Below are 11,729 nucleotides of genomic sequence, written 5' to 3' on the forward strand. Positions count from 1 at the left end.
AAAGATCGAATGTTAAACTAACATAACCCATGAAGGGACTTTTTCAGTGCCCTCCTTTGTCTTGTGCCTTTAACTTTACTAAACGGAAATACATCCAATCCGCAGTATTTGTTGTATCTAAATCTTTTCGGATTTGGGCGAGTTTCTCCAATGCCAGTTTGGGATTAGAATAACACAAACTGTCAGCCTCCACCAAAGCAGATGGATACTCATGCTTGCCACAAGAGACGCAAAGTACAACCAGCAAGATAAATGATGCAATATTCTTTACCATGATGTAAACATTTATATTGACAATACGAAAATACTACATTATTCAGAAACGACAAAGCCTTAACCGATTTATTTGTGTCAAGCCATCCTTAATTAACATCAATTAAACTAAATACGATATAGGAGGTGTAATACGATAAGACTCTTGTTTTCGACTTGTTGCTTTTTTATAAATACTGCTGCAGGGAAAATGCCTACTTATGGCACAAATGTGCCCTGCCTGAGGGCACATTTGTGCTCTCTAAGGAGAAAATATACAGAACCGACCTCTGCCCATCAAGGCTTCCGATATGGGTATAGACACAAGAAAAAGTATTTCTACAACACTTTATTTTCCATCTCCTTCGGTTCTATACACATTATATAATAGATAGGCAGATAAGTGATGCCATTCTTCTGTTCCACCTGCTGAGCATTCGAGAGAACGAAGGCGTCCTGGATGTTGTATTCCTTGATTTGCAAGAACTTATCCAAAGCACTGTGTACCTGATAATCCTTACCCGACTTGATTTCGAGCGGAAGGACTGACAGATGCTCCATGTCATCTATCAGATAATCCACCTCTCCAGTTTTCTTATTGTCGTAATAATAAAGGTTGAAACCATGCGCCTTCAGTTCCTGCGCCACCACGGTCTCATAAACGGAACCAAGATTGATGCTTGCCACATCATCCATCACCGCCTTGATGTTGGTGCCGAAGAAAATACTGGTCAGAATACCCACATCGTTCATATAAAGTTTGAGCAGATTTTTACCACTATTCTCTATCAAGGGGAAACTTGGCTTGCTGATGGCCTTCACTTCCAACGCAATGCCCGAAGAAATCAGATAGTCGAACTCCTCGACATAATCACCCATTCGCTTTCCCTTCTTGTCCTCAATATCCTTCACCACTACTCGCTTCTTCTTGTTTTCCAAGTTAGAAGGAATCATACTGTAGATGCGCTGAATCTTCAGGCGATTGTGCATTTCCTCATAACGGGCCGCATCCACACCATAGAGGTGATGGATTTCATTCTGTATGGTACGAATGACTGTGATATTCTTGGTAGCCAAGAATTCGTTGACGGCATCAGGCAAGCCTCCTACCAAGAGATACTTCTTGAACAAATCGAGCAGTTTGTTATGGATAGCTTCCGGCATCGACTCCCTTGAAGCAAACTTCTTGCGAATCGTATCAAGCACCAGTTGTCCTACACCATTGGCTATCAAAAACTCCTCGAAGTCCAATGGATACATGTGCCGGATGATGATACTGCCCAAAGGAACAGAGGAAGTTATCTTGAGTGTAACACCCAGTAACGAGCCGCTGGCTATATAAGTAAACTTGTTATCTTCGCACAGGAACTTGAGTAAAGTAAGCAGATGGTCGTAGGCCTGAATCTCATCAATAAACACCAAAGTGTTATTCTTTTCCTTCATCCTATCACCTGCCACCGTACTCAAAGCCAAATAGAAATCATCCACCGTCTTAGCATCGGCAAAAGTCCTGTCTCCAAGCTTGTCTGTCTCCATATTTATCTCAATGTAGTTGGGAAAAAGCTTCTTTCCGACTTCACGAATGATAAAGGACTTACCTATTTGGCGTGCACCATCTATAATCAAAATCTTGTCAGACCCTGATTGTAAGTGACTTATAATATATTTTTCAATCTTTCTATAGAGCATATTTACACTTTTCCTATGATTTTACAGGCGCAAATATACACTTTTCCTACGAAACAACCAAGCAAAAACTACACTTTTCCTATAAATAACAATAAGAAAAACTACACTTTTCCTAAAAAACAACCGGAAAAGCTATTCTTTTCTATAGAAACTGAGAACTATCAACTGTCAAGACTATCATGCAGGAGGGCTGAAAGAAGAGGAGAACAAAGTCTGCGAAAGGCTTTATTAGTATCTGCCCATCGTTATGGGCATTTTTGCCCATCGTATTGAACAACTCTGCCCAACGTTATGGGCAAAGTTGCCCAATGCGATGGGCAGAGTACATAGTTGTACGTGATGAAGTATTACTTCTTACACGAGAAGAGATACTTCTGCTTACACGATTAAAGTTACTTCTGCTTCAGATAATTCAACTGAACATTAGGAGCGCAGGCTCTGCTTGTTTTCTCGGTGTATTCAGCCACTTTTAATGTAGCAGTTCCCTTGATGCTCTCCACATCGGTTCCCACCTGGAACAGATAATTGCCAGCATCAACCTTCCACTGACTGCTGGCTTCATCAAAGCTTGCCAAGTCGCGCTTCTCGAGAGTCATCTTCAAAGTCTGGCTCTCGCCTGGCTTCAACTCACGGGTCTTGCCAAAGGCTTTAAGTTCCTTGGCAGGCTTCTCGTAAGCACCCTTAGGAGCGGTGACATAAACCTGTGCCACCTGCTTGCCAGCAACCTTGCCAGTATTCTTGATGGTTACACTTACCTCTATGTTCTTACCGTTAGCCTTGACAGAAGGCTTGCCCATCTCGAAAGTAGTATAACTCAGACCGAAACCGAAAGGATAAGCCACATCCTTCTTGAAAGTATCGAAGTAGCGATAGCCCACGTAGATGTCTTCTTCATGATTGCTGAAATCTACGCCAGGAATATTGCCCTTGCCCCAGCCTTCCATATTCTTATAGGTGTACATATCATACTCCTTGGCGAAGTTGGCAGTAGAAGGATGATCAGTCGCTGCAATAGGCCAAGTCATGGTCAGTTTGCCCGATGGATTCACCTTTCCTGTCAGGATGTCGGCCACAGAGTTACCGCCTTCAATACCAGGTTGCCATGCCACGAGGATGGCATCCACACGGTCGCGCCAACTTGCTGTTTCCATGACAGATCCTGAGTTGATGATGACAATCACCTTCTTGCCTTTAGCATGGAAGGCATCAGAAACACGGAAAATCATATCCTGTTCCGTCTTACTGAGGTTGAACTCGCCATTGATCTGACGGTCCATACCCTCACCAGCCTGACGTCCGATGGTGATGATGGCGGCATCAGCCTTAGGCTCCTCATTGGCCACACAGCGCTCAGTTATATCGATTTCATCGAGCTTTGGTTGTCCTTGATTCAGGAACCACATCATTGGATTCTTGTCTGCCTTGAGCTTTGCCTTGGCATATTTCACATAGTTCTGATAGATTTCTGCGAGCTGCGGAGTAGTAGCCACACCGATGTTCTTCAGTCCTGTAACCATATCTACAGAATAGCCTACATTGACAGCTCCACTACCAAGTCCACCCGACATAAAGTCGTAGGAGTTGACACCGAAGAGAGCCACCGTCTTCAAGCCACGGATAGGGAGAGCTGCATTGTTCTTCAAGAGTACCATACCCTCGGTGCTGCTCTGGCGGGTAATGGCAGCATGAGCCTTGAGGTCGGGCTCGCCACTATATTTATACCCCTTGAAACGTGGAGTCTTCACGATGTATTCCAACATACGGCGCACGTTGCGGTCAACGTCATTTACGTCCAATTTGCCCGATTTCACCGCGTTTACTATATCTTTTACCTGTGCAGGATAGCCCGGCATCATCAGGTCGTTGCCAGCAGCCACCTCCTGTTCTACAGGCAGGTCTTCACGCTTACCAATCCAGTCGGTCTCGACGATTCCCTTATATCCCCAGTCGTTACGCAGGATGTTGGTCAAGAGATCTTTGTTGCCTTGTGCATAGACACCGTTCACCTTATTATACGCCGACATGATAGTCCAAGGATTGCTCTTGCGCACCATCATCTCAAAACCCTTGAGATAAAGCTCACGCAAAGCACGCTGACTCAGACGCTCATCCACACGGGTACGGTCACTTTCCTGTGAGTTCACGGCAAAATGCTTGGCACTCACGCCCACACCCTGACTCTGTACACCGAGCACAAAGGCAGTTCCCATAAGACCTGTCACAACAGGGTCTTCTGAGTAATACTCAAAGTTTCTGCCACAAAGCGGATTGCGATGCAGGTTCATGCCTGGTCCTAAAACCACATCACAGCCATACTCCAAGGTCTCATTACCGATGGCTTCGCCCACTTTACGCACCAAATCGGTGTTCCAGGTAGAGGCCAGACAGGTTCCTACGGGGAAACCTGTGGCATAATAGTTACGGCTGTCGCCCTCGCGATGTGCATCTATATGCACTCCTGCCGGACCATCACACTGCACCGTAGCAGGAATTCCCAAACGCGGAATAGCCACTGTCGTTCCTGCAGCACCAGGAACAAACTTCTTCTGGTGTCCCAACATGGCTCCGCTTCCTACGAATCCATCGTTGCCACCTCCCACTAAGAGCTGTGCTTTCTCTTCCAAAGTCATTGCCTTGATTACTTCCTCAATGTTGTTGGCATTGAGTTGTGGTGCAGTCTGTGCCGTCATTGTTGCCGACAAGGCCCCAACTGCCATAGTAAGAACCATCTTCTTATAATTCATCATTTTCGTTATATTGTTTAGTTATTAGCTTATAAACTTTACTACTGCATATCACGCTTGCAAAATTAATAAAATCGAGACGAAAAGCCAACTTTTTTCTATCTTTTATTCCTCAAAAATCCATCTTTTCGTCATGTCTTAACCGATTAAGCATATATGATTAACATATTGTTCAGTATCATGACACAGCATTCCTATCCCTTTTCATGCAGTTTGATGAAAAGCTGATGTTACACAGATACCATAAATTTCAAAAAAACGCAGCAATCTCATTTATAAATATAGGTATAGGTAGAAAAAGCCTCAAGAACGAATGCTTTCATTAAGACAAAACCATTTCTATCTTTTACAAGTTTCATCAAAAAAGCAGGAAAAATACTTGAAAACCTTGTAGGAATCAGATAATTATCGTATCTTTGCTGAATTATCCAAAAATTGGATACCAGAATTAGGACATTTAAATAATGAAAGGTATGGAGCAGAGAAATTCTTCCATTGAAATCTATCGTTCCCCAGAGGGCAACATAGAGCTGAATGTAAAATTAGAGAATGATACCGTTTGGCTTACACAAAGTCAAATGGCAGAGTTGTTTGGCCGTGACAGAACTGTGATTTCACGACATGTCAATAACTGTTTTAAAGAAGGTGAACTCGATAAATCCTTGGTATGTGCAAAATTTGCACATACCAAGAAATATGGCCGCCACGACGGCTTTGAACAGGTTGTCGAAACGGAATATTATAACCTGGATGTCATTATCTCCGTAGGCTATCGTGTAAAGTCAATCAATGGTACCAGATTCCGTCAATGGGCTAACTCTATCTTGAAGCAATACATCATCAAGGGTTATGCCATCAACCAGAAGCGCTTAGACAATTACAATGAACTGAAAGAAGTGGTTCGTTTGATGTCACGTGCGATTACATTGCAAGATCAAGTATCCGAGGACGAATATAACGGGCTGTTCAATGTTATCAGCGACTATGTTTATGCTTTGGATACTCTCGACAAATACGATTATCAAACATTGCTTATAGACAAGACGACTCAAACCGAACCGTTCCATGCTACCTACGAAAATGCCATGGAAGCAATCAATGCCCTGAAAGAAAAGTTTGGAGGCAGCAAATGGTTTGCCAATGAGAAGGATGATTCTTTCAAAAGCAGCATCGGTCAGATTTACCAAACCTTCGGTGGTGAAGAACTCTATGCTTCAGTAGAAGAGAAAGCAGCCATGCTGCTCTACCTTGTCGTAAAAAACCATTCATTCAGCGATGGCAACAAGAGAATTGCAGCCATGCTTTTTCTTTGGTTTATGGAGAAGAATGGCATTCTGTATGCAGAAAATGGACATAAGAGAATTGCCGACAACACACTCGTTGCACTGACTCTGATGATTGCAGAAAGCAGAACTGAGGAAAAAGATGTAATGGTAAAAGTGGTTGTCAACTTGATTAACAAAGATAATCAATAAGAATTGCCATTTAAAAACCGGACAACAGCTGAAAGACAAGCGAACAACAGTTGAAGAGCGACCGCATATCAGCTGTTGGGCGGTTAAAAAAAGAACTGTCACATCCAAGAAAACTGATAATCACAGCACAAGTTTCTTCTCTATCTGTACATGATTTTCAGAAAGAATGTTTACCTTTGCAGGCAGAATGAAGAAAACGGTCATATTATTTCTATTTTCCCTGTTGCTGACCTTCGTTGTCGGCTGTACGCCATCGCACTATCGTCTTTCGTTCGAAGAAATAGACGATATGGCAGACTATTATCCCGCCCAAGCCAAGGTATATTTGGAAAGAACCGACAGCAACGACAACAAAGGGTACTACAAGCTACTGGCTTGCAAGATAAGATACCAAATCACTGGCGTATATTTTTTGCGCCGAGATTCCGACATTGAGGACGCCATACAGATCTTTACCAAAGAAAACAATGAGCCTATGCTTGCGCGTGCATTATATTATAAGGGCGCCATGACTTTCAACACAACTCACGACACAACACAAACGCTGCAAATACTGATGCAAGCCTGCAGACATAGCTCCATCATGCGTCAAAAGGAGAAGCTCGACCTCTACGACCTGATGTGCCGCATCACTCACGACAACTCCTACACCGTAAAACTCGAGGACGAGGCACGACAAAGCCACAACATATCCCATCGTGCCTGGGCGACGCTCTACCGTGCCGTGAACAATCAAGACCGTCAGTTGGCAGAAGAAGCTTTCGACATCGCTTACTCCATTCCCGAGAACAAGGACAGTACATTAGGGCCTATGTACAACTATTATTTTCAAAAACTGATAGAACAAGGAAACACTCCCGACTCCGTCATCATGGATTACATCAATCTGGCAGATAACTATGGTGGTATAAAACACAAGACTGCAGTGGATCTGTATCGTTTTCTATGGAGATACGGCAAGACACCCAAAGGAGAGAAATTTCTCAATGCCCATAAACCGGAAATAGAGGAATTATCCAATTACATGTACCTGGGTTCGTATGAATATCTCATACCGTTTTACTTTGTGTACTTACACCTGGGTGACACAACGACTGCCGACAACATCGTCAAACTAATACATCAGTCAGAACCCTTCATTGAAAGACAAGGCAATGCAGACAAGGAACAAAAGGTGAAACTAATGTATGAAGGAGGTTACAGCAACTACCGATATGCGCAAGCGAAGAACTGGATTCTTGTAGCCATCATCATCGTGCTTGCCATATTGCTGACAATGACATACCTTTCTGTTTCACGCATACGAAAAGCCCAAAGCACCATTGCCGCTCTACAAAGTTCGCTACATCAGCTAAAAGACGTAGAGAACGCAACACTTGCAGAACGATGCGAGCAACTGAATCATGACATCACCACACAAGTACGCAAACTGAAAAGACGCGACAAGGATATAGAATTGTACAAGACACAAATCGGCGAACTGACCGATATAAGTCAGGGACTCGTATACTACTCGCAAGCGGTACAGAACAAGAACATCAGTCAAATCGGCAAACAGGGAATCCTGCAGCTACTTGCCAGCTACAGAATGATAGACGAAAAATACAGCAAACGGCTTGCCTGCTACGATCTAAATCCCTCACATTGCCTCTTCTGCATACTCTACCACATCGGAAAGACCGACGAGGAAGTAATGCAGATACTGCAATATTCGATGGCTAATATAAGGGTTAGGAAGTCGCGCATCAAGGCCGACTGCGAGGTATATTCCTTCGAGGCTGTGATAAGCCGTGAAGTGTAAGTCGATTACCAAAAAGAGAATTGTATGGTTATATATCACGCTTAAGCACCTGATAACCAAGATATACCAACACTCTTTGCTGTAATATTCGTTTGCAAGATTGCAAGATTATACTTATTTTTGCAGCTGTAAATTATTACATAAAACAACATTTCGTATGACACAATTCAACTACTGCAAGACGACCATCTGTCGCCATCTCTTGTTTCTGGTCTTGGCTCTTTCATTCGGTTTCACCGCACAGGCCAAGGACAACACCATTACTTTGCCACCGACTTCACCCCACTTCGGTCCATCGCAAATAAATGTCATCTTCGACCACTACACTCCTGGATCCAGGGAACGCGTGCGCATAATTTTATACAACGGAGCGTTTAGTGGCGGTCCCTACGACACCAAACTGCGAAAGAACGCCGATGGCACACAGGGCTTCGCCATCACAGAAAATCTGGTGCTGCCTACCCAGGCAGACCTGAAGATAGGCAAGCGAGCAATCCCCATCATCATGGTTCCAGAAGGAAAGCTGACCATCACTCTCGACTCTACAAATGTGAAATTTGATGGCGACTATGCCGCCCTCTGCACCGAGTTGCAAACCGTCAAAGACAATCTGGAGACGAGTGGTCGAACATTCTTCGATGACATAAAAGGCATGACACCCCTGCAATACAAGCAGTTCATCGTCGATACTTACCAAGCCAACAAGAAGGCCATCGACAAGGCTGCGGTGAGCAAGGCCTGCAAGACTTATGCCCGTGTGCAACTCGACCTCAACTACATAGGCCACCTTTTGGGCTACAAGACATACCTTAGCATGAGCAATATGATAAGCAAAGACAGCACAGCCCAAAAGAACTTAGAAACACCCATCGACTCGGCGTCCTATTTTAAGGGACTGTCCAAAATGTCCATCCTTCGCTCAGTCAATCAGCGTTACTATCCCTATTACTGCGAACTGGACAATAAGCCTCTCGGCATACACATTATCAATGACGAGCTGAGCGACAACCTGATCAAGGCCGACAAGTACGGCAAGAAACTTACCAGCAGCAATCCCTTCATGCCAGCCCCCAACACACCGCTCAGCGAGGAAGAACTCCAGGCCGCCAAAGCCGAGATTACCTGCCAGCCCGTATTACAATTGTTGCTGGCCAAGAATGAACAAGTAGCTCAAAAAGCGAAAGCCGATGCCGAAGCCTCGAAGAAGTTGAGGGAAGAAGCTGCCGCCAAGGGCACATTCTCCATCGTCGACATACCCGAGAAGATGGCCGCCGGAAAGATTATCGAAACCCTCATCGCTCCCTACAAGGGCAAGACCATCCTCATCGACTTCTGGAACACATGGTGCATGCCATGCCGTGCTGCCATGAAATCCATCAAGCCTATCAAAGAAGAAATGAAAGACATAGTTTACATATACATTGCCGATGCCACCTCGCCTATCGACAAGTGGAACGAGATGATACCCGACATTCATGGCATTCACACTCGTATCAGCAATCCCCAAAGCACCGAGTTGGGCAAGCAGTACAATTTTGATGCCATTCCTACCTACGTAATTATCGACAAGCAGGGGCACAAAATCTACCAACACACAGGCTTCCCAGGTATAGAAGCCTTGAAGGAAGCACTAACCAATGCTAATAAATAAAATATGAGAAAAATATTATTAATAACATACATTCTCGTTCTGGCCCTCACAATGCAGGGCAAGAACGAGCATCCTGTACGTTCAGCACTCGTGAGCCAGGGCGACAGTTGCATGGCCGAGCACGACTCTCAGCATGCCATCGGGTTTTATCAACAACATCTCAACACACATCCTGGCGACTTGCCTGTATTACGCAAGTTGGCTTCTTGCTACCGAATGCGCGGCGACAACAAGAAAGCCATCGCCTGTATGGACAGTATACCCAAAGACAGCCTCAACCACGAGGACATGAGAATGCTCTTCTTTACTAATCTGAACCTTGGCAACAAATCCGCAATAGACAACTGGGGACTTCGCATCAGGCTAATGTATCCCAACGACAGCGAGGTGTTTACCACACTCCTTTCACACTGGAACAACTCCAACGAGCCCGAAAACGTTTCGGCCTTCGCCTTATCGTATGTAGAGAAACAGGATTCCACCAACATCCTCATCAATAAAGAGCTTGCCTACTCGCTGTTTCTGCAATTCAGATACAAACAGGCAATACCCTATTACAAGAAGCTTATAGCCGATGGATTCGACAATTATGAATCAAACTTTGTGTTAGGACTTTGCTACTACAACACAGAGAAATACCAACTGGCACTACCTTATCTGAAAAGAGCTGTAGACCTAAAAGACGACCCAACCATGAACAGCCTATACTTCTTGGGAATGGACTACAAGAAGCTGGCTGACGCCTGCAAGGCTGATCAGGAGGCAAAAAAGAAAGAATATCGGGAGTTAGCCATTCAGAATCTGAACCGTTCTATAGAAGTTGCCTACCCAAGAGAACGTGCACTCTACATCAACCAACAACTGGCAGAACTCTACTACGATAAAGGAAAGTTCGGAAATGCGGGACATGCTTTCGCCCAATGCATCGAATACGACGATAGCGACAACCCACTCAACTACTACAATGCCGCACAAATGTATATGGCCGATGGTGACGAACTGAAGGCACGCCTGTACCTTCGAATCTTCCTGCAGAAAGCACCGAAAATGAAAGAGGGAGCTGAGAAGGAGAAACTCATCACCAAAGCAAAGGCACAGTTGAAAACAAGATAATTAAAATCCTGAAGTTTCGCAAGTTTTGCCCCACACGCCCTGAAGGGGCAGAAGCTCTTAGCCCAGGGCAGCGCCCTGGGTTATTACGGATGATAGCCTATCGCCCTGTAAGGGCAAAAGCTTTAAAACTCCTAACAATTTATAAGGCTTTTGCCCTTACAGGGCGCCTTGCCGATTGCCATTATACCCAGGGCGCTGCCCTGGGCTAAGAGCTTTTGGGCCTTCAGCCCGTACATAAACCACTTGCGGAAGTTGAGGATTTTATATGATCTTAACCGAACTTTAAAACAGAACATTTACTCCGCCTGAATACCGAAATACTCGTTGAGTTCGGCGATAGCGGCACCATCCGTATTCTGCAAGTCCTTAATGAGCTTACCTTTCTCTAACAAAAGGATGCGGGAAGAGATATCTGCCACAAAGTTGAGATTATGGCTGGAGATGATGACCGTAGTGCCATGCTCCTTGCACACCTGATGAATCAGTCGGGCAATGTTCATCTGCGAAGAAGGGTCGAGATAGTTGAAAGGCTCGTCGAGCAAGAGAACCTTGGGGTTAATGATCATTGCGCCAATGATACCTATCTTCTGGCGGTTGCCCTGCGAGAAATCACGCAGATACTTCTTGGTTCCCATGATTTCATCGTGCATAAACGTCTCAAAAGGAGCCAGACGTTCCTTCATCGTCTCTTCGTCAATACCATAGACATCACCTATAAACGAGAAATACTCCTCCGGGGTCAGGAAGTCAACCAAGAAGCGTCCGTCAATATAGCTGCCCGTATAGGTTTTCCAGTCTTCCGACTCGTTGACCTTCTTTCCATCGCTCTCCACAAAACCATCGTCAGCCTTTATCAGGTCGAGTACAAGACGCAGCAAGGTGGTCTTTCCTGCTCCGTTGTTACCTACCAATCCCACCAACTCGCCCTGGGCAATATCGAGGCTTTCTATATCCAGCACGGTTGTGCCATTATATATTTTCTTGAGATTCTGTATCTTAATCAT

General features: G+C 44.7%; 8 protein-coding genes. 4 read left to right on the plus strand and 4 right to left on the minus strand.

What is annotated here, in order from left to right:
• Nucleotides 1–43: 43 nt before the first annotated feature.
• The 3 genes from F7D20_RS11090 to F7D20_RS11100 all read right to left on the minus strand — a co-directional run bounded on the left by F7D20_RS11090 (nucleotide 44) and on the right by F7D20_RS11100 (nucleotide 4,685).
• Nucleotides 44–274 (minus strand): hypothetical protein, encoded by a 231-nt coding sequence (locus F7D20_RS11090; protein WP_158464092.1) that lies wholly within the window; start codon nucleotides 272–274, stop codon nucleotides 44–46.
• A gap of 317 nt (nucleotides 275–591) precedes the next feature.
• Nucleotides 592–1,941 carry an ATP-binding protein gene (locus F7D20_RS11095; RefSeq protein ID WP_158464093.1) on the minus strand — a complete coding sequence of 450 codons (1,350 nt, stop codon included), beginning with the start codon at nucleotides 1,939–1,941 and terminating at the stop codon, nucleotides 592–594.
• Nucleotides 1,942–2,333: 392 nt separating this feature from the next.
• A complete protein-coding gene (locus F7D20_RS11100; RefSeq protein ID WP_158464126.1) occupies nucleotides 2,334–4,685 on the minus strand; it encodes a beta-glucosidase in 2,352 nt (783 codons plus the stop codon).
• A gap of 464 nt (nucleotides 4,686–5,149) precedes the next feature.
• Here F7D20_RS11100 and rhuM point away from each other — a divergent pair, with 464 nt between their 5' ends.
• The 4 genes from rhuM to F7D20_RS11120 all read left to right on the plus strand — a co-directional run bounded on the left by rhuM (nucleotide 5,150) and on the right by F7D20_RS11120 (nucleotide 10,725).
• Nucleotides 5,150–6,160 carry a RhuM family protein gene (gene rhuM, locus F7D20_RS11105; protein ID WP_158464094.1) on the plus strand — a complete coding sequence of 337 codons (1,011 nt, stop codon included), beginning with the start codon at nucleotides 5,150–5,152 and terminating at the stop codon, nucleotides 6,158–6,160.
• 187 nt (nucleotides 6,161–6,347) lie between these two features.
• Nucleotides 6,348–7,961 carry a hypothetical protein gene (locus tag F7D20_RS11110; RefSeq protein ID WP_158464095.1) on the plus strand — a complete coding sequence of 538 codons (1,614 nt, stop codon included), beginning with the start codon at nucleotides 6,348–6,350 and terminating at the stop codon, nucleotides 7,959–7,961.
• Between the two features lie 157 nt (nucleotides 7,962–8,118).
• Nucleotides 8,119–9,612 carry a TlpA family protein disulfide reductase gene (locus F7D20_RS11115; protein WP_158464096.1) on the plus strand — a complete coding sequence of 498 codons (1,494 nt, stop codon included), beginning with the start codon at nucleotides 8,119–8,121 and terminating at the stop codon, nucleotides 9,610–9,612.
• Nucleotides 9,613–9,615: 3 nt separating this feature from the next.
• A complete protein-coding gene (locus tag F7D20_RS11120) occupies nucleotides 9,616–10,725 on the plus strand; it encodes a tetratricopeptide repeat protein (protein ID WP_158464097.1) in 1,110 nt (369 codons plus the stop codon).
• Between the two features lie 296 nt (nucleotides 10,726–11,021).
• On the opposite strand, the gene F7D20_RS11125 is transcribed toward F7D20_RS11120, so the two are convergent.
• Entirely contained in the window at nucleotides 11,022–11,729 is a 708-nt protein-coding gene (locus F7D20_RS11125) for an ABC transporter ATP-binding protein (RefSeq protein ID WP_228114179.1), read from the minus strand.

It is taken from the genome of Segatella copri (assembly GCF_009495355.1).
Taxonomy (GTDB): Bacteria; Bacteroidota; Bacteroidia; order Bacteroidales; family Bacteroidaceae; genus Prevotella.